Below are 19,614 nucleotides of genomic sequence, written 5' to 3' on the forward strand. Positions count from 1 at the left end.
AATGATCCCGCTCCGGTCCGACATGAACGAAGCGGCGATCACAGTGGTTAGGTTCATATTACCCGCGGCACAGACGCACGATCACCGGCGGGTCAGACCCGCCGTTCGACCATCATCTTCTTGATTTCGGCGATCGCCTTGGCCGGGTTCAGACCCTTGGGGCAGGTCTGGGCGCAGTTCATGATCGTGTGGCAGCGGTAGAGGCGGAACGGGTCCTCGAGATTGTCGAGGCGCTCGCCCTTTGCCTCGTCGCGGCTGTCGATCAGCCAGCGGTAAGCCTGCAGAAGAACGGCCGGGCCAAGATAGCGATCGCCGTTCCACCAATAGCTCGGACAGGAGGTCGAGCAGCAAGCGCAGAGAATGCATTCGTAGAGGCCGTCGAGCTTCAGACGATCCTCATGGCTCTGCTTCCACTCCTTCGCCGGCGGCGGCGACACCGTCTTAAGCCAGGGCTCGATCGAGCGGTGCTGAGCATAGAAATTCGTCAGATCCGGCACGAGGTCCTTGACGACAGGCATATGCGGCAGCGGATAGATCTTCACCGTACCGTTGATCTCGTCCATGCCCTTGGTGCAGGCGAGCGTGTTCGTGCCGTCGATGTTCATCGCGCAGGAGCCACAAATGCCTTCGCGGCAGGAACGGCGCAGCGTCAGCGTCGGATCGATCTTGTTCTTGATGTAGAGCAGGCCGTCGAGCACCATCGGGCCGCAATCGTCGACGTCGATGTAATACGTGTCGATGCTCGGGTTTTGGCCGTCATCCGGGCTCCAGCGGTAGACACGGAATTCGCGTGTATTCTTCGCGCCTGCCGGCTTCGGCCAGACCTTGCCTTCACGCATCTGAGAGTTCTTGGGTAGAGCGAGTTCAACCATAGTCAGTTCCTCTCAGATCAATACACGCGCGCCTTAGGCTCGATCTTGTGCGGATCGATGCCTTCGGCGATCAGTTCGGTATGAACAGGGCGATAATCCAGCTTGACGTCGCCGGCTTCGTTAACCCAGGCGAGCGTGTGCTTGCGCCAGTTTTCATCGTCGCGGCCGCCGAACTTGCCTTCGGTGTAATCTTCGCGGGCATGCGAGCCGCGGCTTTCCTTGCGGGCTTCGGCGCCGTAGATCGTCGTGATGGCGTTGGCCATCAGGTTGTGCAGTTCCAGCGTTTCGACAAGATCGGAGTTCCAGATCAGCGAACGGTCGGTGACCTTGACGTCAGGCAGCTCCTTCCAGATTGCCGAGATACGGCGGCAACCGGATTCCAGCGATTCCTGCGTGCGGAACACGGCAGCGTCTTCCTGCATGGCGCGCTGCATCTTTTCGCGCAGCACCGCGGTCGGCGTCGAGCCACTGGCGTGGCGCAAGCCGTCGAAACGGTCCATGATCTTGTCGCAGGCGGCAACATTGACCGGCGGCACCGGGCTCGCCCGGTCGATAACCTGACCGGCGCGGATGGCGGCGGCACGACCGAAGACCACGAGGTCGATCAGCGAGTTGGAACCGAGGCGATTGGCGCCGTGCACCGAAGCGCAACCGGCTTCGCCGACGGCCATCAGGCCCGGCAGAATTCGCTCAGGATTATTGCCGTCGGCATTCAATACCTCGCCCCAATAGTTCGTCGGAATGCCGCCCATATTGTAGTGGACGGTCGGCAGAACCGGGATCGGCTCGCGGGTCACGTCGACGCCGGCGAAGATGCGCGCGCTCTCGGAAATGCCCGGCAGGCGCTCGTGCAGCACGGCCGGGTCGAGATGGTCGAGGTGCAGGAAGATGTGGTCCTTGCTCTTGCCGACGCCGCGGCCTTCGCGGATTTCCAGCGTCATGCAGCGCGAAACGACGTCGCGCGAGGCAAGGTCCTTGGCCGAGGGCGCATAGCGCTCCATGAAGCGCTCGCCTTCGGAATTGACGAGATAGCCGCCTTCGCCGCGCGCGCCTTCGGTGATCAGACAGCCGGAACCATAGATGCCGGTCGGATGGAACTGTACGAATTCCATGTCCTGCAGCGGCAGCCCGGCGCGGGCAACCATGCCGCCGCCGTCGCCGGTGCAGGTATGGGCCGAGGTCGCCGAGAAATAGGCGCGGCCGTAGCCGCCGGTCGCCAGCACCACCATCTTGGCGGCGAAGCGATGGATCGTGCCGTCGTCCAGGCACCAGGCGACAACACCGGTGCAGCGGCTGCCGTCATCGGACATGATCAGGTCGAGCGCGAAATATTCGATGAAGAATTCGGCATTGTTGCGCAGCGACTGGCCGTAAAGCGTGTGCAGGATGGCGTGGCCGGTACGGTCGGCGGCGGCGCAGGTGCGCTGCACCGGTGGGCCTTCGCCGTAATTCTGCATATGGCCGCCGAACGGACGCTGGTAGATCTTGCCTTCTTCGTTGCGCGAGAACGGCACGCCGTAATGCTCGAGCTCATAGACCGCCTTTGGCGCTTCCATCGTGAGATACTGCATGGCATCGACGTCGCCGAGCCAGTCGGAACCCTTGACGGTGTCGTAGAGATGCCATTGCCAGCTGTCCGGTGTCATGTTCTGCAGCGAGGCGGCAATGCCGCCCTGGGCTGCGACCGTATGCGAGCGGGTTGGGAATACTTTGGTGATACAGGCGGTACGGAAACCCTGCTCGGCCATGCCGAGCGTGGCGCGCAGGCCCGCGCCGCCGGCGCCGACGACGATCACGTCATAGGAGTGATCGACATATTTGTAGGCTTTCCCGTTCTGAGCAGGCCCATTCTGAGCGGATGAATTCGGTGCCATCTTACAATTATCCTACGAACGCGATCTTCAGAATGGCGAAGAGACAGAGCCCAGCCACGAAAATCGCGAAGAATGTGTTGAGCATGAGAAGGACGATTTTGCCTATCTCGCTGTGGACATAGTCCTCGATGATGACCTGCATGCCGAGCCTCATATGAATGACGCCGGAGATCACCATTAGGCCCATGATGACCGCGACGAGCGGATTCGACAGCGCGTGCACGACATCCGCATAGGGAGCGCCAGCATAGATCATCAGGAAAATGACGAAGAAGATGATGAGCGGAACATTGGCAACGGCGGTCAGACGCTGGCGCCAGAAATGCTCGGTGCCTTCCTTGGCGGAGCCGAGGCCGCGGACTTTGCCCAAGGGGGTGCGCATATCCATGAGAAATATCCTTTAAAGCAATGATCTCAAACCGAAGGACCGCGAAGCGAATAGTGTGACGCCGTTTTCGGACAAGACCATACCAATCAAATCAGCCGGATGACGATGCCGATGATCCAGACCAGCGCGGTAAGACAGAGCGAACCAACAAGCGTCGCTTTGGCCATCTTGGTCGAGACGGCGGGGTCGAAGCCGTATCCGAGGTCCCAAATGAAATGGCGGAAGCCGCCGAGCATATGGTGCAGCAGCGCCCAAGTATAGCCGAGCAGGACGAGCCGGCCGATGATCGAACCCATGATCCAGTTGACCAGGTCGAAATAACCCTGACCGGTCGCCGCCGCGATCAGCCACCAGGCGACCAGCAGCGTGCCGAAATAAAGCGCGCCGCCGGTGATGCGGTGAACGATCGACATAACCATGGTGGGAATAAGCTTGTAGACTTGCAGATGCGGCGACAGGGGCCGGTTTTGTGTGACGTTCGCCATCAGAACCTCGCGGCGTTACGATACGCTTCGATCCCGGATGTCTCCGGGGCTACGCACCTGGAGAAATCCTGTGTGCGTTGCATCAATTGTGACCATTAATCACGGAAAGCCATGTCGACAAGCACAATTGCTGTCTGCCTCGAATTTAATCGATTCGGATCATCAGACACCTTTAGCGAGTGCGCAGAAACGACATTCTCCGATTGGCCGATCGATACGATTTTCCCGTCAACCGAGTGGACTTAACGCTTCTCTTGCTGCACTCTGCTCTTCATAATTCGTTAAGGATTTGGAAGGCGAGACGAACCAATGGGACGGCATCTTTTCAAGGCAGCAATGCTCGTTTTGGCGGCAGCCGCCGCTCTTTCGTGCGTATCGGCCTCAGCGGGCGACTTTCGCCGCGGACAGAGCCAGTTCCACCAGTCCCGCTTTGTATCGTTCCACCATTCCAGCTTTGTTCCGTTCCACAATTCTGGCCTAGTTCCATTCCACCATTCTCGCTTTGCTCCGTTCGGCCATTCGCGCTTTGTTCGGTTGCGACAAATCTCCTGGCCGCAGGGCTACGGGCGGACGCAGCCTGCCAGAATCATTCTGATGGATCCGCAATATGCGGCAAGTGCGGGCACCTATGCCGGGACGACCGATGTCTATCAGGCCGACGGCGGGACCTATGTCCTAGGCTACGGCGGAAATGGCGGCTATGGCGGACACCAGAACGGAGCTGTTACGCCGTTGAAGCCGCGGGCCAAGGTCATCAACGTCAAACTCGCCCGCAGCGCCTGCTCCTATGAAGCCGGCGTCTGCGTGATTCGCCCCTGACGGTCCTTAGCCGGCAAGAAATCGCCAGACCGTCGTCTTCTTCACTTCGCTGTCTTCCAAAGCCCGCGTTACCGGCACCTGATAAGTGGCACGGGCCTCCAAATGATCCTTCGGGAGATAGGCTCTTCCGGGATCGCCCACCAGAACGAGATGGCCCTCGTTCGCCAGCTGCCGGAACCAGGGAATCAGACGATCGGCGAAATCGCGATCGTAAAAGACATCACCAGCAAGAATGACCTCGGCATTCGTCGCCTGGCCAACGAGATCGTCACCGGTAAATTCAAGCGTGATCGCGTTCTCCGCTGCGTTCAACCGTATCGCCGTCTCCGCCCAGGGATCGATATCGGCGGCGAACACATGGCTGGCACCCGCAAGCTTCGCCGCAATCGCGACGAGGCCGGAGCCGCTGGCGAAATCCAGAACCCGTTTTCCGGCGACCTCATCGGGATGATCGAGCACATAGCGCGAAAGCCCCTGTCCACCCGCCCAGGCAAAAGCCCAAAAAGGCGGTGGCAAGCCGATCTCTTCGAGTTCCTCCTCCGTCTTCAACCAGAGATCATGGACTTCGCTCGCCAGATGCAGCCGGATTTCCGGCACATGCGGCGGCGCCATGAGACTGGTGTTTGCAAGAATGAAGCTCTCAGGATCGGTCTTCAAATCGCCCTCGAGTCAGAGGTGTCAGACAGGCGGATTGTCGAGTTCGCCCATGCGGCAGACTTCGAGATATTCCTCTGATGTCACCGGCTGCACGGAAAGCCGCATCGAGGTGACGAGCGCCATCTGCGAAAGCTTCGGATTGGCCTTGATATCCTTCAACGTCACCGGCTTCGGCATGTCGCGAACGGCACGGATGTCCACGCAGTCCCAGCGCGGATCGTCCTTGGCAGTCGAATCGGGATGTGACAGCGCACAAACCTCGACAATGCCGACAATCTCCAGCCCCTCATTGGAATGGTAGAAGAAGCCTTTGTCTCCGATCTGCATCGCCCGCATGTTGTTGCGGGCGAGGTAGTTGCGCACGCCCGTCCATTCGGTGCCCTTTTCGCCGGCTCTCTTCTGCGCTTCCCAGGACCACGACGCCGGTTCGGATTTATACAGCCAATGCGCCATGTTTCATGCCTCCGGATTGTTGAAGACCCAGTTGTAGGGCTTGATCTCGACGTTCTCGAACAAGCCGGCCTTGGTATAGGGATCGGCATCGGCAATCGCTTTTGCTGCTTCGATCGTTTCTGCGCTGACGATGGCAAGCGTGCCATTCGGCTTGCCTTCCGCGTCGAGGAAAGGACCCGCCATCTTCAACGTACCCTCGGCATTGAGCTTGTTCAAATACTCGACATGGGCAGGGCGGGTCTCCATCCGGACATTCAGATGACCGGGCTTGTCCTTGCAGACAAAGGCAAACAGCATGATTTTATTCTCCTATGGAAATCAGCAGGCTATTGAGGATGATGGATAAAGCCTCATCCAGCGAAGGTCATCTTGTTTCTGCGCGAAGCGGATTGATAATGTCGAGGCCCCAAAAGTCCGCCTCATTGTCCGTTGCGATAACGCATTCATTCGCGATTGCGACGGCAGCGATCAACATGTCCATGGGGTCGCGCTGTCGCCCGGCTGCTCGACCCTCCGCCATAAGCTGTGCCCAAATTAAGGCAGCACTTTCGTCGAAGGGAAGAATGCGTCCGGCGAAATATGCCAGCGGTCCTTGCGGGCCGAGAAACCAAGTTTCGAGTTCGTCCCGTTTGCGTCCCGCCGGCTTGATCAAAATTCCGCGCTGAATCTCGGCAATCGTGGACGCCGCGATGAAAAGATCGCCATCTATCTGTGTTTGAAACCAATTGGCGAGATTGGGCGCCGGCTCAGGTTTGATCGTATTGCTGATGATATTGGTATCGAGCAAATAGCGGGTCAAAGATCGATCTCGCGCACTTTGCCGCGAACTCTCTCGAGATCAAGATCCGAGCCAACAAGGGGCGAACTGCGCAGCCAGGCATAAACGCCGCCCTTCTTCGGCGGCTCCCCGGAGATCACCTGGTTCAGGATATTGCGGATACGGGCAGATTCAGCCCCGTCTTCCGCCAGACGTCGCGCCAACGAACGAATCAAGGCACGATCACCATCAAGGCCAAGCACCTCGAAGCGAGCCAGGCCGCGCTCTTCAAGACGAGAGCGGTAATTCTGAATCGCGCGCTTTTGTGAGCTGCCCATCATCGCCTCCGGTTATATCCAGTAATATATCCAGCGCGCTGCCGATATTCAAGCTTTCTATTCCGTCGTAATCGGACGGGTCATCAATTGCTCGATAGCCGTCGGGATATCCAGCTTGCCGTCGATGATGGCCGAGACCGCTTCGGTAATCGGCATATCGACGCCAAGCCCCCGCGCCATGCGCGCCGCAATGGAGGCGGCATAGGCGCCCTCGACCAGCTCGCCATGCGATGGATCGGCCGTTTCGCCGTGGCCGAGTGCGATACCGAAGCGCAGGTTGCGGGACTGGTGGCTGGTCGCGGTTAATACGAGATCGCCGAGGCCGGAGAGCCCGCGCACGGTCTCCGCCTTGCCACCCTTGGCGGACACGAATCGCGACATTTCCGCCAGGCCGCGACTGATCAGCGCCGCACGCGCCGAATCGCCGATGCCGCATCCTTCGACGATACCGCAGGCGATGGCGAGCACGTTCTTCAGCGCACCGCCGAGCTGCACGCCAACCCGATCGGAAGAAGCATAGAGACGGAATGTCGGCCCTGAAATCGCCTGTGCCAGCCGTTCCGCCACCGCCATATCCGCAGCCGCGATTGCCATTGCCGTCGGCAAGCCCTTGGCAATATCGCTGGCAAAGCCCGGTCCGGAGAGAACGGCGATGGCGTGGTGCGGCAATTCCCGCTCCAACATGTCGGTCAAGAGGTCACCGGAAACCTTGTCGATGCCCTTGGCGCATGTGACGACCACGGCATCCTCAGCGAGATAAGGCCCGTAATGACGTGCCGCATCCGCCTGGGCCTGCGACGGCATAGCAAAAAGCGCGATGCCGGCGTCCGAAATCGCGTCAGGCTCGGCGGAAAATTGCAGCGCATCCGGCAAATCGATGCCCGGCAACGCCGTGTCGTGCATCCGATCAGCCCTGAGATCGGCCATCAGCGCGGCATTGCGCCCGACCAGCGTCACCTGGCTCTTGCCGGTCAAGGCGATGACGGCGGCAAGCGCCGTGCCGAAGGCGCCGGCGCCGATCACTGCGATCCGTTCACTATCGCTCATGCCTTCGCTCCTCGTTTCCCGTGCCCTAAAAGAGTTTCGGCCTTCTGATCGAGCGGCCAGCGCGAGCGCGGCTGCACATCGAGACCGTCGGGCGCTGCACCTGTCGCCATGCGCTCCAGCCCTGCCCAGGCGATCATCACTGCGTTGTCGGTGCAGAGCCTCAGCGGCGGCGCGATGAAGCGGAAACCATTGAGATCGCACAGGTCCTGCAGTGTGCGGCGCAGCTCGAGATTAGCGGCGACACCGCCGGCAACCACCAGCGCCGGCTTGTCCACCGTCTTCGGATATTCCTTTTTGAAGCGCTGCAATCCGCGCCCGATCCGATCCTTCAACGTGCGCGAGATCGCCTTTTGGAAGGAGGCGCAGATGTCGGCGATATCCTGCTCGGTCACCGGCGCGATCGCCGTTGCGGCCTGCCGCACCGCGGTCTTCAGGCCAGAAAAGGAAAAATCGAGGCGGCTCTCGCCAACCAGCGGCCGGGGGAAATCGAATCGATCCGGATCACCGTTCTTCGCCGCCGCTTCGACCGCCGGGCCGCCCGGATAAGGCAGACCGAGCAGCTTCGCCGTCTTGTCGAAGGCTTCGCCCAGCGCATCATCGATGGTCGTACCCCAGCGCTCATATTCGCCGATGCCGCGCACCAAAATCAGTTGCGTGTGGCCGCCGGATACGAGCAGCATGAGATAGGGGAAGCTAAGGCCATCCGTCAGCCTTGCCGTCAGTGCATGGCCCTCTAAATGGTTGATTGCGTATAACGGCTTGCCGGTCGCCCTCGATATCGCCTTTCCGGTCATCAAGCCGACGAGCAGGCCGCCGATGAGACCGGGACCGGAAGTGGCCGCGATGGCGTCGACATCGGACAGCGACACATTGGCGCGCTTCAGGGCCTCGTCGATCAATGTATCCAGCGCCTCGACATGGGCCCGCGCAGCAATTTCCGGCACGACGCCGCCATAGGCGCTATGCTCGTCCAACTGGCTCAAAACCACGTCTGAGGCGACCGCGGCGGTGCCGTCGTCCCGGCGCTCGACAATGGCCGCGGCGGTTTCGTCGCAGCTTGTTTCGATGCCGAGAATGCGAAGAATGGGCGCCATGGAAGCTGTTCGTTGCCTGTTGGTCGATTGCGATGAAGCGGAAATATGGTTACGGGAACTGTCGGTAACAACGGATCAAAGCGGATGCAAACAAAACCTTTCCGGATCGGCACGCGCGGCAGCCCACTTGCATTGGCCCAAGTGCACGAGGTCCGCGACCGCCTGATGGCGGCGCATGGCCTGCCCGAGGAAATGTTCGAGATCGTCGTCCTGACCACCAAGGGCGACCGCATCATCGATCGTTCCCTGGCGGCGATCGGCGGCAAGGGCCTGTTCACCGAGGAGCTGGAGCAGAAGCTGACCTCCGGCGAACTCGATTTCGCCGTACACTCCGCGAAGGACATGGCGACGAAGCTGCCGGAAGGACTGGCGCTGTCAGCCTATCTGCCTCGCGAGGATATCCGCGACACCGTGATCGGCCGTACGGCGCCGAGGTTGATCGACCTGCCGCACGGCGCGACCGTCGGTTCCGCATCGCTGCGCCGCCAGGCGCTGATCCGCCGGCTGCGTCCCGATCTCAACGTCATCACCTTTCGCGGATCGGTCGAAACCCGCCTGCGCAAGCTCGAAGAAGGCCAGGCCGACGCCACGCTGTTGGCGCTTGCCGGCCTGAAACGGCTCGGCAAGGTGGATGTGATTACCGACATACTCAATCCCGACGAATTCCCGCCGGCGCCGGCCCAGGGTGCGATCTGCATCGAAAGCCGTATCGGTGACGGCCCGATCAACGATCTGCTTTTCGCCGTCAATGATGGCCCGACCTTCGACACCGTCTCCTGCGAACGCGGTTTCCTGGCGGCACTCGATGGCTCCTGCCGCACGCCGATCGCCGGTTATGCCGTCTGCGAGGGTGACCATATCAGGTTCTTCGGCATGATCTTGACGCCCGACGGCCGGCAGGTGCACACCACCACCATCGAAGGCCACCGCCGGGACGCCGAGGCGCTTGGCACGAACGCCGGCCAGGCGATCCGTGCGGAAGCAGGAAGTACTTTCTTCGAAGATTGGACCTGATATCCAATGCGCGTCGTCGTCACCCGTCCCGCATATTCGGGTGAACGCACCGCCCGGCGGCTTGCGGAGATGGGCCATGAGCCGCTGCTTCTGCCGCTGGCAGAACCGGTGCACGATGCCGAGGCAGCTCTCAAAGCGTTGGAAGAAACAAGCGGCTCTATCGCCATCACCAGCGCCGAAGTCATGCGCGTCCTGAAACACGTGCACCCGTCGTTGAAGCCTTTTTTCCACCGGCGGGTTTTTGCGGTCGGTGCTACGACGGCACAGGCCGCCCGGGAGATCGGCTTCGAGATCGTGGTGGGAGTTGGCGGCGGCAACGGTGCACAGCTAGCGGATCTGATCATCGGACATCCCCGCGAATTCAGAGAGTCACCACTGCTCTATCTTGCGGGCTCCCCGCGTGCGCCTGGCTTCGAGGCGCAACTGAGCGAACTCCGGATCGCATTCCGAACGGTCGAATGCTACCGGATGAAAGAAATCATACCCGATGGCGGGATCCTCATCCGCGTCCTTGCTGATATCCCCGCGGACGCGATCCTCTTCTACTCCCGCGAAACCGCCCGCCGCTTTTTCGCCCTACCCTTTCTGCACCAGCACGCCGATACCTTGGTTCAAACGCGAATGCTCTGCCTCAGCGAGGCGATTGCCGAAGGGGTGCCGGCGGCCCTGCGATCCCTTGTGGAAATCGCCGCCGTGCCGGACGAAGACAGCCTTCTGGCGCTTCTGGCCGCGAAGTGAGATCGCAATTTTGATCTAAGCTCTTTCCATAATCGACTTGTCTGTCTACTTTCGCTGCAGCGCATGAAAAGAGGACCTCATGGTATCGGGAAACCCGCCAAGCCATTCGAAGCCCAACGACGAGCCGATCACGATCGACCTGGAAGCCGAGGAAACCACTCAAGCCGCGGCCGCCAAGGAGATGACGGAGCGCAATCACAGCGAGCCCGGCAGCTCGTCCGCCAATGAGGCGGAAATGCCGCTGGAAACCGAGAAGGAGCCGCTGCGGGAAGACATCGACGAACCCGTCGCAGACGCTGCGGCGGATGAGCCCAAAGCCGCGACCGCGCAGGAACCCGAGCCTTCGCGCGCTGCGCAAACCCCTGCTTCCCCGCGACAGCAGGGTGCAACATCAGGCCTGATTGCCGCAGGCATTGTCGGCGGCCTGATCTCTCTCATCTGCGCAGGCGCCATCCAGTATGCGGGCCTTCTGCCCGGTGGCAGGGCTGCCAAGGACGAATCCGCCAATATCGCCGCGCTCACGGCCGAAATCGACGGGCTGAAGCAAACGGTGTCCAATCTCGCAGCCGCTCCCGCGGCAACGCCTGACGCGGCGCTTACCGCCCGCGTTGCGGCACTCGAAGCGGCAGCCGCCAACAACACTGCAGGCGGATCGTCCGGCGCAAGCAGCGATGCCGACGAGAAGATCGCCGCGCTCAGCGCGCAAGTGGATCAATTGAAGGCGAGCCTCGCTCAGGCGGCACAAAACCAGGCTTCGTCCGACGCCGACGTCAGCAAGCGCCTTGACGATGCCGAGAGGAGGCTGAACGCGCCGAGCCAGCAAACTGCGGTCGCCCGTGCCATCGCGGCTGCTGCCTTGAAGGCGGCGATCGATCGCGGAGGCCCCTTTCAGCCCGAACTCGACACCTTCGCCAATGTCGCGCCTGACGACCCGGCCGTCGCCGATCTGAAGACCTTCGCGCAGACCGGCATTCCCTCGCGCGCCGATCTCATTCGCCGCGTATCCGAGGTCGCAACGGCGATCGTCGGTTCGACGCAGCAGGACGATCCGAACCAGAGCTGGAGCGACCGCCTGCTCACCAGCGCCAAATCCCTGGTACAGGTGCGCCCGGTCGGCAATGTCTCCGGCGACAGCGTCGCGGCCATCGCCGCTCGCTTCGAGGACAAGGTCAGGAACGGCGATCTGCCCGGTGCCGTCACCGAATGGAACAGCCTGCCGGACGCCGCCAAATCGGCCTCGGCCGCCTTCAAGCAATCGTTGGAAGCTCGTATCCGCGTCGAAGATCTGGTCGGCGAAGCACTGTCTAAGGCAATCGCCAACACCGGAAAACAGAGCTGAGGACGGGGTGAGAGAATGATCAGACTGCTTATTTTCGCCGTCCTCGTGCTGGCACTCGGCTATGGCTTTTCCTGGCTGGCGGATCGTCCGGGTGATCTTTCGCTGGTCTGGGGCGGCGAACTCTACCAGACCAAGCTCATCGTCGCGGCCGCCATCCTGATCGCGCTCATCGCCGCCGCCATGCTGGTCTGGTGGTTCATCCGGTTGATCTGGACCTCGCCGCATTCAGTCACCCGCTATTTCCGCGCCCGTAAGCGCGACCGCGGCTATCAGGCGCTGTCGACCGGACTGATCGCCGCCGGGGCCGGCAATGCGCTGCTGGCTCGCAAGATGGCGGCGCGCTCGCGAGGCCTCATCCGCGCCGACCAGGAGCCGCTGATCAACCTGCTCGAAGCCCAGGCCGCGCTGATCGAGGGTAAGCACGACGAGGCCCGCCAAAAATTCGAGCTGATGGCCAACGACCCGGAAACCCGGGAACTCGGTCTGCGCGGCCTCTATCTCGAAGCCAAGCGGCTCGGCGCGCACGAGGCCGCGCGCCAATATGCCGAAAGGGCCGCCGACCAAGCCCCCTATCTGCCCTGGGCAGCGCAGGCGACGATGGAATACCGCAGTCAGGCAGGTGATTGGGACGAAGCCATCAAGCTTCTCGACCAGCAGAAGATTGCGCGTGTCATCGATAAGGATACCGCCAACCGCCAGCGCGCCGTGCTGCTGACCGCGCGCGCCAACGACAAGCTCGAAAGCGATCCGGCCGGCGCCCGTGACGACGCGCTGGCCGCGCTGAAGCTGGTCTCCGATTTCGTGCCGGCCGCGCTTACAGCCGCCAAGGCATTGTTCCGCGAGGACAAAAGCCGCAAGGCCGCATCCATTCTCGAACAAGTCTGGAAGACAGGGGCAAATCCGGAGATCGGCAAGGCCTATGTCCGCGCCCGCAGCGGCGATTCCGTCGCCGATCGCCTGAAGCGTGCCGAGCGGCTGGAAGCCATCCGCCCCAATAATGTCGAAGCGCTGCTGATCACGGCAAAGGCGGCGCTCGACGCTCGCGACTTTGCCAAGGCCCGCGCCAAGGCCGAGGCCGCGGCCCGTATCGATACCCGTGAAGGCGCTTTCCTGCTGCTGGCCGATATCGAAGAGGCCGAGACTGGAGACCAGGGCCGCATCCGTCATTGGATGGCGCAGGCGCTGCGCGCGCCGCGCGATCCGGCCTGGGTCGCCGAAGGCTTCATCTCCGACAAATGGCTGCCGCTGTCACCCATCACCGGCAGGCTCGACGCCTTCGAATGGAAGGCGCCCTTCGGCCAGCTCGAGGGGCCGGTGGAAGAGGGCACTGCCGTCTCGGTTGACGCTGCGCTGAGAACGCTGCCCCCCGTGCGCGAGGCAGCCTCCGCAACCGCGGCAGTAAAATCCGCCTCACCAACAGTTGCGTCGCCGGCTGCCGGCACATCTGTTATGGAATTGGAACCGATCGCGACGAAGCCGGCGCCAGCCGCATCCGCCGCCAAATTCGAGCCGGCGAAGGAGCCGGAACCACGACCCTTCTTCGGCGGTGCGCCGGATGATCCGGGCGTGAAAGATCCCAAGTTTGAACCGGAACCCAAGACACGGCTCAAGCTCTTCTAAGAATGGAACCGAATGTTCGAACGCTTTCAGGAATTCTTTCAGAATCTGACCAAGGACCACCCAAAATCCGGTTTTGCTCCAGACGATCCGCGCATCGCGGTTGCGGCGCTCTGTTTCCAGGTGATGGAGGCGGACGGCAAGATCGAGGAGAGTGAGAAAAAGCGGCTACGCAAGCTGCTGAAGAGCCAATATGGTCTCGACGGCCGCCAGCTGGATGCGCTGATCGCCGCAGGCCAGCAAGCCGAGAGCGAGGCGGTCGACTATTATCGCTTCACCTCCGACCTGAAGCGTCACCTCAACAGCGAACAGCGCCTCGAGCTTCTCGGCATCCTGTGGGACATCGTCTATGCCGATGGCGAACGCAGCGAAATGGAGGACCATGCCATCTGGCGCATTGCCGATCTCATGGGCATTTCCGATCGCGAGCGCGTCATGAAGCGTCAGGAGGCAGCCGCCCGCGCCCCGGGTCGCAACGTGGAGACCGGGGATGATGATTGAGGCGCGCCCTAAGGGGAGCAGGCATCGCCCGGTATTGATCGTCTTGCACCAGGAGCGCTCCAGCGCCGGCCGTGTCGGCCAGATGCTCCTGGACAAGGGTTACGATCTCGACATCCGTCGGCCGGTGCTCGGCGACAAGCTGCCGACGACGCTGGAGGGCCATGCCGGCGCGGTGATCTTCGGCGGGCCAATGAGCGCCAATGATCCCGACGATTTCGTCAAGGCCGAGATCGACTGGCTCGACGTGCCGCTAAAGGAAAACCGTCCCTATCTCGGCATATGCCTCGGCGCCCAGATGCTCGCCCGCCACCTCGGCGCCAAGGTAAAGGCGCGGGACGACGGCAAGACCGAAATCGGCTGGTATCCGCTGCAGTCGACGGAAAGGGGACGGCTTTTGATGCGCCACTGGCCACAAATGGTCTACCATTTTCATCGTGAAGGCTTCGACCTGCCGCACGGCGCCGAATTGCTCGCAACCGGCGAGACCTATCCCAACCAGGCCTATCGCTATGGCGCCAATGCCTGGGGCCTGCAGTTCCACGCCGAACTCACCCGCGCCATGATGCAGCGCTGGGTGGTGCACGGCGAACACCGCTTCTGCATGCCGAACGCCCAGAAGGGCCGCGAGCATCTGGAGGGCCGCATGATCTTCGACCCTGCGCTCAAAGTCTGGCTTTCCGAATTCCTCGATCTTGTTTTCGAGGGCAAGCAGGCGATGGCGGCTTGAGAGGCCCGACATCCAGGATCGCCTGTGCATCAGCCTCGTTTTCCATCACCCGCTGATTGAGCCGCGATCGGCGGGCCGAGCAGCAGGTTGACAAGCAGCAAAAGCCCTATCGCCCCGATCATCCCGGCGATGCGGTTGATGGCCGGTCCGAGACTAGCGGCAGGCCCCGTATCCTGCACAAGCGTCAGGATCAGCGCGATGGCAGCCTGCGCGCCGATGTTGGCGATTCCGTGCCTCCCGTTCTGGATCTGCATGGCAAGCCATGTTCCCGCCATCAGCAACAAGAGCCATGGCGCGAAGAATTGGCTGATCGGCATTAACAGCACCATCGCACCGAACACGCCGCCCAGTAGGCACCCGGCTACCCGCTGCAGCATGCGTTGGGTTATCGCCGATTGGTCCTTGTCCGAGATCCCTGTAAGGGTGGGGACGGCCATGACCGCGCCGATCGAGATCGCCATCTGGCTGAGGTTAGGCAGCTCCAGTTGCCGCCAGACCACGGGCACGGCAGCAACCGCCATTCCGGTTCGCATGGCATGAGACAGGACATGCCAGTTTGGTCCCAGCAAACTATGCCAGCCCGGCGGCGGCACCGTCACGCCGGCTTCTGCAGGCGCCAGCAGCCGTGTCGCCAGCAAGGCGGTGGCGGTGCCGAGTATGATTTCGACGGTGCGGTAAAAGGCAATGGAAAGCGCTAATGTCGGATCGTCCAGCGCCCCGAGGGTGATCATCATGGCCGTGATCCCGCCGAGCTGCCAGGCATAGCCATGTGGGCTCAGCAACGCACCGAGGATAGCGAGCGTGCCGGCAGCGAAAAGAAGCAGCAGCGTCGCCAGGGGATCGTAGACGGCCCACGGCACAAGGGCAAAGCTCACCACGGCGCCGATAAGCGTACCGACTATCCTCATCCCGCCCTTTTGCCAGGATTGCGGATGGCTCGCCTGCACGCATAGGAAAGCGCTGATCGCGGCCCACCAGGGATTGCTGAGCCTCAGGATCAAAGCGAGGACGAGCGCGAGCCCGACCGCCAGCGCCGCAATATTGGCTTGCCGCACGCGTGGACCTGAAAGGGTCAACTCCGCCAGCTCGCCGCGGATCGCACCGACGAGTTCTGCAAGAGCCTGCCTCATGGGAAGATCAGCGTGCTGGCGTCCGACCCCATATAAAGGGTGAGGTCGGATGGAGGATCGACCAGCTTTAGCGTGATCGGAAAGCGGCGCCTCAGCCTGATCCAATCGGTGGTGGGGGCGACATAGGGCAGAATTCCGTCCTGATCGGGACCCCTGCTGATGCCCCGCGACACGCCTTCGATGCGAGCGCGATAGAGACGCCAGGGATGCGTGTCAAGCCATACCCAGGCTGCTTTGCCGGGCTCAAGCTTCCTGACGTAGTTCTCCTTATAGTTTGCGACGATGCGCCAGCCTGCCGCGTCGACGATGCCGACGAGCGCCTTTCCGGCCGAGGCCGTATCGCCGACGCTTACGGAGAGATTGTTGACCGTGCCGTCGACGGGCGCGCGGATCTCGGTCTGGCCGAACTGCCATTCGGCCAAGGCCAGCGCCGCCTCGGCCTGCGCGACGATCGCCTCCTGGCGGGCGACCGACTGGGATGCCTTGTCGACCGCCTCACGCGCCGCTGCCAACTCCATGGTTGCCTGCTGTTCGGCGGAAACAACATCGGCAGCAGTTAAACTCAGTTGTTTTTGATCATCGCCGGCCTGCTGAAGTGCGGCCGTCGCAGCCGCCAGCCGATTTTGGGCGGCGGCCAGATCGTCGCTGACGAACTTGTGGTTCGCAGCCGCCTCCTGCAACGCCGCTTTGCGTTGATCAACGACGAGTTGGAACGGCGCCTTGTCGATGACAGCCAGAAGATCGCCGCGCCGCGCCTCCCGATCGTTGGCGACATTGACGCTCACGATCACGCCGGTAACCTGCGGCACAACCGCGACGAAGTTCGTGGTGACATAGGCATCGTCGGTATAGGCGACGAACGACGTCAAGACCTGCCAAACCGCCCATAGCGCCAGCAGGCTTGCTATACCCGCGACAAGCCGGAGCGCACGCCGGCGCTCCGTAGATGCTGCCGGCGGCGGAGCAGATGGATCTGGCTCGATCGGGTCGCTGCTCGTCGTGTTGCTCATGGCGACAAGATGCACGCGCTCTTGCCGTCATGACAAGAAAATTGTGGCTCACGCCAATTGCGGCTCACCCTCGCGGTCCGGCGCGTTCAGACTGTCGATCTGGCGCAATTGCGGGAAACCGCTCGCCCAGATGATCGCCACAGCCAACGTGCCGATGCCGCCGATGACGACGGCAGGGACGGCGCCGAAATAGTGCGCCATCGTGCCGGCACGAAACTCGCCGAGTTCGTTCGACGCGCCGACGAAGACCATATTCACGGCGTTGACACGGCCGCGCACATGATCCGGCGTCCAGAGCGTGATCAGCGTTTCGCGGACATAGACCGAGATCAGATCCGACGCGCCCATGATGGCGAGCGCGGCAATCGACAGCCACGGCGTATGCGAGATACCGAAAATCAATGTTCCGAGCCCAAACATTCCGACGCCAATGAACATGCAAATCCCCGCCCGGTGCCGGATGGGATAGGTCGCCAGAAGCAGGCCCATGGCAATGGCGCCGAAGCTCGGAGCAGCCCGCAGCAGGCCGAGGCCCCAAGGACCGAGCGTCAGAATATCGCGTGCATAGATTGGCATCAGCGCCACCGCACCGCCGAGGAGCACGGCAAAGAGATCGAGAGAGACGGCGCCGAGCACGACCTTTTCCGACCAGATGAAACGGAAGCCGGCGAGGATCTCATTCAAGCTCCTCGCTTCGTGCGCAACGCGCTGCTGTGGTTTCGGAATGAGGAAGGTCAGCAGCGAACCGGCGGCGAAGAACAGGACGGCGACGGTGTAGGAAACGCTGGGGCCGACGCCATAGAGCAGGCCGCCGGCCACTGGGCCGAGAATGGCAGCCGCATCCCAGGACATGGAATTCCAGGTCACCGCGTTCGCCAGATCCTCAGGCGGAATGAGATTCGGCGCCAGCGATTGCGTCGCCGGCGTCATGAAGGCGCGCTCGATGCCGAAGACGGCCAGGATCAGGAAAACCGGGAGGGGCGCGAAGGTGCCGGAAACGGTTAGGAACAGCAATGCCGCCGCACAAATCGTGCCGACGAGGATGCAAACGGCAGCCACCATGCGCCTGTTGTAGCGGTCGGCGACCGTGCCGGTCACCAGGATCAACAGCAGGGACGGAAGGAACTGTACGAGACCAATCAGGCCGAGATAGATCGGATTGCCGGTATGGTCATACATTTGCCACCCGACGGAGACGCTGACGACCTGCGTGGCGAAAGCCGTTAGAAAACGGGCAAAGAAGAAATAGGTGTAGGCAATGTGCCGGAATGCGGCTAACCGGTCTCCGCTGGCGACCAACGACATGAAACGAGACTCTCCGACCAGGGCAAATGCACAGAGCGCGCTCGCCCGGCCTGTTAAACATGATTCAGCGTGCTTCAAAGCATGGGACTTGCCCGTTAAGTCGCCAATGTCTACATCTCTGTCAACCGCGAAATGGAGACGGATATGCTTGCCTTATTTCAAACCATTGATCTGGCTTTGAATCTTTATACCTGGGTGCTGATCGCCAGTGCGATCTTCTCTTGGCTCTATGCTTTCAATGTCATCAATTCGAGCAATCAGTTCGTCAACTCGGTTGGAAGTTTCCTCTATGCAGTCACTGAGCCTGCGCTCCGCCCGATCCGGCGCGTGCTGCCCGATCTCGGCGGCATCGACATTTCGCCCATCATCCTGCTGCTGATCATCTTCTTCTTCCGTTCGCTGATGTGGAACACGCTTTACCCGATTTTTGGCCGGTGAGCGGGGCCTGGCAGGCTTTTGCCGACCATGTGCGGCTATCTGTCCGGCTCACGCCGAATGGTGGGCGTGACGCGATCGACGGTGTCGAGACCGGCGGCGACGGCGAGTCCTATCTGAAGGCACGTGTTTCCGCAGTGCCGGAAAAGGGCAAGGCCAACAAGGCGCTGATCGTACTGCTTGCCAAGAACCTCGGCGTTGCCAAATCCGCAGTCAGCCTGATCTCCGGCGATACGGCGCGTAAAAAAATCCTCCGGGTCGATGGCGATCCGGAGGATTTGATAGGCAAGCTGAATGCTCTGCCGAAGGACTGATCAGGCCTTTGCCTTCTTGGCGCGCTCGATAGCTTCGAGAATGAGCTCGCCGGCTTCCTTCGAACCCTTCCAGCCATAGATCTTCACCCACTTGCCGGGCTCCAGATCCTTGTAGTGCTCGAAGAAATGCTCGATCTGCTTCAGCGTAATTTCCGGCAGGTCGGTGTGTTCCTTGACCTTCTCGTAGCGCAGCGTCAGCTTCGGCGAGGGAACGGCGATGATCTTTTCATCCTTGCCGGAATTGTCTTCCATCATTAGCACGCCGATCGGGCGCACATTGATGACGCAGCCCGGAACGAGCGGGCGGGTGCTTGCGATGAGGACGTCGATCGGGTCGCCGTCTTCGGAAAGCGTGTGCGGGACGAAGCCGTAATTGCCCGGATAGGTCATCGGTGTGTAGAGGAAACGGTCGACGACCAGCGTACCGGCCTCCTTGTCCATCTCATACTTGATCGGATGACCGCCGACCGGAACTTCAACGATGACGTTGACGTCTTCGGGCGGATTCTTGCCAATGGAAATCGCGTCGATGCGCATGCGTCTCCCCTAATAAGGATGGTTGCTGCGCCCAGATAATCGGATTCATGACGCAACGCAACAAGGCATTGGCGCGGCGCGGGATTTTAAAGCCGTTACGGCGAACGTCGCAGCAGGTGGCCTTAACGCATGTCGCGCAGAAGTGCGCAGCGGTTTTGCGAGA

The 19,614-nt window shown here is 61.5% G+C and carries 24 protein-coding genes; 9 read left to right on the forward strand and 15 right to left on the reverse strand.

Annotation, left to right across the window (positions count from 1 at the left end; genetic code table 11):
• Positions 1-92: 92 nt before the first annotated feature.
• The 4 genes from PY649_RS11575 to sdhC form a co-directional block, all read right to left on the reverse strand.
• Positions 93-872: a succinate dehydrogenase iron-sulfur subunit gene (locus tag PY649_RS11575; protein WP_285868517.1), complete on the reverse strand. Its 780-nt coding sequence runs from the start codon at positions 870-872 to the stop codon at positions 93-95.
• A gap of 17 nt (positions 873-889) precedes the next feature.
• On the reverse strand, positions 890-2,746 hold the full coding sequence (gene sdhA, locus PY649_RS11580) for a succinate dehydrogenase flavoprotein subunit (RefSeq protein ID WP_285868518.1): 1,857 nt from the start codon (positions 2,744-2,746) through the stop codon (positions 890-892).
• A gap of 7 nt (positions 2,747-2,753) precedes the next feature.
• On the reverse strand, positions 2,754-3,134 hold the full coding sequence (sdhD, locus tag PY649_RS11585) for a succinate dehydrogenase, hydrophobic membrane anchor protein (RefSeq protein WP_285868520.1): 381 nt from the start codon (positions 3,132-3,134) through the stop codon (positions 2,754-2,756).
• Positions 3,135-3,220: 86 nt separating this feature from the next.
• Complete coding sequence (sdhC, locus tag PY649_RS11590; RefSeq protein ID WP_285868521.1) at positions 3,221-3,619, reverse strand: succinate dehydrogenase, cytochrome b556 subunit; 399 nt, start codon at positions 3,617-3,619, stop codon at positions 3,221-3,223.
• 594 nt (positions 3,620-4,213) lie between these two features.
• Here sdhC and PY649_RS11595 point away from each other — a divergent pair.
• Positions 4,214-4,438: a hypothetical protein gene (locus PY649_RS11595; RefSeq protein WP_285868522.1), complete on the forward strand. Its 225-nt coding sequence runs from the start codon at positions 4,214-4,216 to the stop codon at positions 4,436-4,438.
• Positions 4,439-4,444: 6 nt separating this feature from the next.
• On the opposite strand, the gene PY649_RS11600 is transcribed toward PY649_RS11595, so the two are convergent.
• From PY649_RS11600 to tsaD, 7 genes are all read right to left on the reverse strand, one after another.
• Positions 4,445-5,095: a class I SAM-dependent methyltransferase gene (locus PY649_RS11600; RefSeq protein WP_285868523.1), complete on the reverse strand. Its 651-nt coding sequence runs from the start codon at positions 5,093-5,095 to the stop codon at positions 4,445-4,447.
• Positions 5,096-5,116: 21 nt separating this feature from the next.
• The gene (locus tag PY649_RS11605; RefSeq protein ID WP_285868524.1) at positions 5,117-5,548 is read right to left on the reverse strand and encodes an EVE domain-containing protein; all 432 of its coding nucleotides are present in this window, start codon (positions 5,546-5,548) and stop codon (positions 5,117-5,119) included.
• Positions 5,549-5,551: 3 nt separating this feature from the next.
• Complete coding sequence (locus tag PY649_RS11610; protein WP_285868525.1) at positions 5,552-5,845, reverse strand: YciI-like protein; 294 nt, start codon at positions 5,843-5,845, stop codon at positions 5,552-5,554.
• Between the two features lie 67 nt (positions 5,846-5,912).
• The gene (locus tag PY649_RS11615) at positions 5,913-6,347 is read right to left on the reverse strand and encodes a type II toxin-antitoxin system VapC family toxin (protein ID WP_285868526.1); all 435 of its coding nucleotides are present in this window, start codon (positions 6,345-6,347) and stop codon (positions 5,913-5,915) included.
• The gene (locus PY649_RS11620) at positions 6,344-6,643 is read right to left on the reverse strand and encodes a hypothetical protein (RefSeq protein WP_285868527.1); all 300 of its coding nucleotides are present in this window, start codon (positions 6,641-6,643) and stop codon (positions 6,344-6,346) included. The genes PY649_RS11615 and PY649_RS11620 overlap by 4 nt, the downstream gene beginning before the upstream one ends.
• 57 nt (positions 6,644-6,700) lie before the next feature.
• A complete protein-coding gene (locus tag PY649_RS11625; protein WP_285868528.1) occupies positions 6,701-7,690 on the reverse strand; it encodes an NAD(P)H-dependent glycerol-3-phosphate dehydrogenase in 990 nt (329 codons plus the stop codon).
• Positions 7,687-8,784 (reverse strand): tRNA (adenosine(37)-N6)-threonylcarbamoyltransferase complex transferase subunit TsaD, encoded by a 1,098-nt coding sequence (gene tsaD, locus PY649_RS11630; RefSeq protein WP_285868529.1) that lies wholly within the window; start codon positions 8,782-8,784, stop codon positions 7,687-7,689. The genes PY649_RS11625 and tsaD overlap by 4 nt, the downstream gene beginning before the upstream one ends.
• 84 nt (positions 8,785-8,868) lie before the next feature.
• Between tsaD and hemC the strand changes: the two genes are divergently transcribed.
• The 6 genes from hemC to PY649_RS11660 all read left to right on the forward strand — a co-directional run bounded on the left by hemC (position 8,869) and on the right by PY649_RS11660 (position 14,720).
• On the forward strand, positions 8,869-9,798 hold the full coding sequence (gene hemC, locus PY649_RS11635) for a hydroxymethylbilane synthase (RefSeq protein WP_285868530.1): 930 nt from the start codon (positions 8,869-8,871) through the stop codon (positions 9,796-9,798).
• 6 nt (positions 9,799-9,804) lie between these two features.
• Positions 9,805-10,536: a uroporphyrinogen-III synthase gene (locus tag PY649_RS11640; RefSeq protein WP_285868531.1), complete on the forward strand. Its 732-nt coding sequence runs from the start codon at positions 9,805-9,807 to the stop codon at positions 10,534-10,536.
• A 79-nt stretch (positions 10,537-10,615) separates the two neighbouring features.
• Positions 10,616-11,875 (forward strand): COG4223 family protein, encoded by a 1,260-nt coding sequence (locus PY649_RS11645; RefSeq protein WP_285868532.1) that lies wholly within the window; start codon positions 10,616-10,618, stop codon positions 11,873-11,875.
• Positions 11,876-11,890: 15 nt separating this feature from the next.
• Positions 11,891-13,495 (forward strand): heme biosynthesis protein HemY, encoded by a 1,605-nt coding sequence (locus PY649_RS11650; protein ID WP_285868533.1) that lies wholly within the window; start codon positions 11,891-11,893, stop codon positions 13,493-13,495.
• A 12-nt stretch (positions 13,496-13,507) separates the two neighbouring features.
• A complete protein-coding gene (locus PY649_RS11655) occupies positions 13,508-13,993 on the forward strand; it encodes a tellurite resistance TerB family protein (protein WP_285868534.1) in 486 nt (161 codons plus the stop codon).
• The gene (locus PY649_RS11660; RefSeq protein WP_285868677.1) at positions 13,986-14,720 is read left to right on the forward strand and encodes a glutamine amidotransferase; all 735 of its coding nucleotides are present in this window, start codon (positions 13,986-13,988) and stop codon (positions 14,718-14,720) included. The genes PY649_RS11655 and PY649_RS11660 overlap by 8 nt, the downstream gene beginning before the upstream one ends.
• 29 nt (positions 14,721-14,749) lie before the next feature.
• Here PY649_RS11660 and PY649_RS11665 read toward each other — a convergent pair whose 3' ends face one another.
• From PY649_RS11665 to PY649_RS11675, 3 genes are read right to left on the reverse strand one after another with little or no spacing between them, the layout of a single operon-like run.
• Positions 14,750-15,850, reverse strand: a complete 1,101-nt coding sequence (locus PY649_RS11665; RefSeq protein ID WP_285868535.1) for an FUSC family protein — start codon at positions 15,848-15,850, stop codon at positions 14,750-14,752.
• Entirely contained in the window at positions 15,847-16,860 is a 1,014-nt protein-coding gene (locus PY649_RS11670; protein ID WP_285868536.1) for an HlyD family secretion protein, read from the reverse strand. The genes PY649_RS11665 and PY649_RS11670 overlap by 4 nt, the downstream gene beginning before the upstream one ends.
• 48 nt (positions 16,861-16,908) lie before the next feature.
• A complete protein-coding gene (locus PY649_RS11675; protein ID WP_285868537.1) occupies positions 16,909-18,165 on the reverse strand; it encodes an MFS transporter in 1,257 nt (418 codons plus the stop codon).
• A 144-nt stretch (positions 18,166-18,309) separates the two neighbouring features.
• Between PY649_RS11675 and PY649_RS11680 the strand changes: the two genes are divergently transcribed.
• A complete protein-coding gene (locus tag PY649_RS11680; protein ID WP_285868538.1) occupies positions 18,310-18,603 on the forward strand; it encodes a YggT family protein in 294 nt (97 codons plus the stop codon).
• Positions 18,600-18,914: a DUF167 domain-containing protein gene (locus PY649_RS11685; protein WP_285868539.1), complete on the forward strand. Its 315-nt coding sequence runs from the start codon at positions 18,600-18,602 to the stop codon at positions 18,912-18,914. The genes PY649_RS11680 and PY649_RS11685 overlap by 4 nt, the downstream gene beginning before the upstream one ends.
• On the opposite strand, the gene ppa is transcribed toward PY649_RS11685, so the two are convergent.
• Positions 18,915-19,451 carry an inorganic diphosphatase gene (ppa, locus tag PY649_RS11690; protein WP_120705797.1) on the reverse strand — a complete coding sequence of 179 codons (537 nt, stop codon included), beginning with the start codon at positions 19,449-19,451 and terminating at the stop codon, positions 18,915-18,917.
• Positions 19,452-19,614 lie beyond the last annotated feature (163 nt).

It is taken from the genome of Rhizobium mayense, assembly GCF_030272705.1.
Lineage (GTDB): Bacteria > Pseudomonadota > Alphaproteobacteria > Rhizobiales > Rhizobiaceae > Rhizobium > Rhizobium mayense.

Bases quoted from the DNA above. Each gene is read 5' to 3' on its own strand.
- PY649_RS11575 (WP_285868517.1), bottom strand. From the start codon at position 872: ATGGTTGAACTCGCTCTACCCAAGAACTCTCAGATGCGTGAAGGCAAG.
- sdhA (WP_285868518.1), bottom strand. From the start codon at position 2,746: ATGGCACCGAATTCATCCGCTCAGAATGGGCCTGCTCAGAACGGGAAA.
- sdhD (WP_285868520.1), bottom strand. From the start codon at position 3,134: ATGGATATGCGCACCCCCTTGGGCAAAGTCCGCGGCCTCGGCTCCGCC.
- sdhC (WP_285868521.1), bottom strand. From the start codon at position 3,619: ATGGCGAACGTCACACAAAACCGGCCCCTGTCGCCGCATCTGCAAGTC.
- PY649_RS11595 (WP_285868522.1), top strand. From the start codon at position 4,214: ATGGATCCGCAATATGCGGCAAGTGCGGGCACCTATGCCGGGACGACC.
- PY649_RS11605 (WP_285868524.1), bottom strand. From the start codon at position 5,548: ATGGCGCATTGGCTGTATAAATCCGAACCGGCGTCGTGGTCCTGGGAA.
- PY649_RS11610 (WP_285868525.1), bottom strand. From the start codon at position 5,845: ATGCTGTTTGCCTTTGTCTGCAAGGACAAGCCCGGTCATCTGAATGTC.
- PY649_RS11620 (WP_285868527.1), bottom strand. From the start codon at position 6,643: ATGGGCAGCTCACAAAAGCGCGCGATTCAGAATTACCGCTCTCGTCTT.
- PY649_RS11625 (WP_285868528.1), bottom strand. From the start codon at position 7,690: ATGAGCGATAGTGAACGGATCGCAGTGATCGGCGCCGGCGCCTTCGGC.
- tsaD (WP_285868529.1), bottom strand. From the start codon at position 8,784: ATGGCGCCCATTCTTCGCATTCTCGGCATCGAAACAAGCTGCGACGAA.
- hemC (WP_285868530.1), top strand. From the start codon at position 8,869: ATGCAAACAAAACCTTTCCGGATCGGCACGCGCGGCAGCCCACTTGCA.
- PY649_RS11640 (WP_285868531.1), top strand. From the start codon at position 9,805: ATGCGCGTCGTCGTCACCCGTCCCGCATATTCGGGTGAACGCACCGCC.
- PY649_RS11645 (WP_285868532.1), top strand. From the start codon at position 10,616: ATGGTATCGGGAAACCCGCCAAGCCATTCGAAGCCCAACGACGAGCCG.
- PY649_RS11650 (WP_285868533.1), top strand. From the start codon at position 11,891: ATGATCAGACTGCTTATTTTCGCCGTCCTCGTGCTGGCACTCGGCTAT.
- PY649_RS11655 (WP_285868534.1), top strand. From the start codon at position 13,508: ATGTTCGAACGCTTTCAGGAATTCTTTCAGAATCTGACCAAGGACCAC.
- PY649_RS11660 (WP_285868677.1), top strand. From the start codon at position 13,986: ATGATTGAGGCGCGCCCTAAGGGGAGCAGGCATCGCCCGGTATTGATC.
- PY649_RS11665 (WP_285868535.1), bottom strand. From the start codon at position 15,850: ATGAGGCAGGCTCTTGCAGAACTCGTCGGTGCGATCCGCGGCGAGCTG.
- PY649_RS11670 (WP_285868536.1), bottom strand. From the start codon at position 16,860: ATGAGCAACACGACGAGCAGCGACCCGATCGAGCCAGATCCATCTGCT.
- PY649_RS11675 (WP_285868537.1), bottom strand. From the start codon at position 18,165: ATGTCGTTGGTCGCCAGCGGAGACCGGTTAGCCGCATTCCGGCACATT.
- PY649_RS11680 (WP_285868538.1), top strand. From the start codon at position 18,310: ATGCTTGCCTTATTTCAAACCATTGATCTGGCTTTGAATCTTTATACC.
- ppa (WP_120705797.1), bottom strand. From the start codon at position 19,451: ATGCGCATCGACGCGATTTCCATTGGCAAGAATCCGCCCGAAGACGTC.